Origin of the sequence: Vibrio sp. Isolate22 (genome assembly GCF_022398115.1) — a bacterium.
Taxonomy (GTDB): Bacteria; Pseudomonadota; Gammaproteobacteria; order Enterobacterales; family Vibrionaceae; genus Vibrio.
Genome location: NZ_JAKEUW010000160.1, coordinates 1 through 543, shown reverse-complemented (window position 1 = coordinate 543; position 543 = coordinate 1). Strand labels below are relative to the sequence as shown.

The following is a 543-nucleotide window of genomic DNA, read 5'->3' as shown; positions in this document are numbered from 1 at the left end:
TTTATACATCGATAAACTTCTTTACCTACATTGTTTTTCAAAATCCTAAATCGATACTTTGGTGTCCACACTATGTGATATTGACATCTCCAAAATACGTGGGAAGCTTGATTATATCTGCTCATGTTATTTGTCCTCTTTGACTTCGCTAAAAATCAAGGGAGCATTTAACATGGGTAGAACTACAGGCAAAGCCAAACTGAATGATAACCACCTACTGAAGTAGGTGGTTTAGGGCTGAAAATAAAAATACGGGGTGGATGTCAATCGTAGCGTCTGACGAAAGCAGTATATTGGGCTTTGTTGCGTAATTCAATGGAACTAAATCCAGAACCTACGATCTGATCAGCTACCTCCACTCTCTCTCGTAGTCCTATGCCTAAGCCTCGTTACAAAACAACCAACTGGAAGCAATACAACCAATCACTCATTAACCGTGGTTCTCTGACCTTTTGGATTGATGAAGAAGCAATAAGCGGGTGGGCGCAAAGCAAACAGAATAAGCGCGGGAGGCCGCGTCGGTTCAGTGAATTTAGCTATCAC

At 41.6% G+C, this 543-nt stretch carries 2 protein-coding genes; one reads left to right on the top strand and one right to left on the bottom strand.

Annotated features, from left to right (window positions below):
• Window positions 1-125, bottom strand: a 125-nt coding sequence (locus L1D55_RS27525) for a transposase (RefSeq protein WP_239917693.1), incomplete at its 3' end; no start/stop codon positions are given.
• Between the two features lie 250 nt (window positions 126-375).
• On the opposite strand from L1D55_RS27525, the gene L1D55_RS27520 reads away from it, so the two are divergent.
• The coding region (locus tag L1D55_RS27520; RefSeq protein WP_239919522.1) for a transposase at window positions 376-543 on the top strand (168 nt) is incomplete at its 3' end.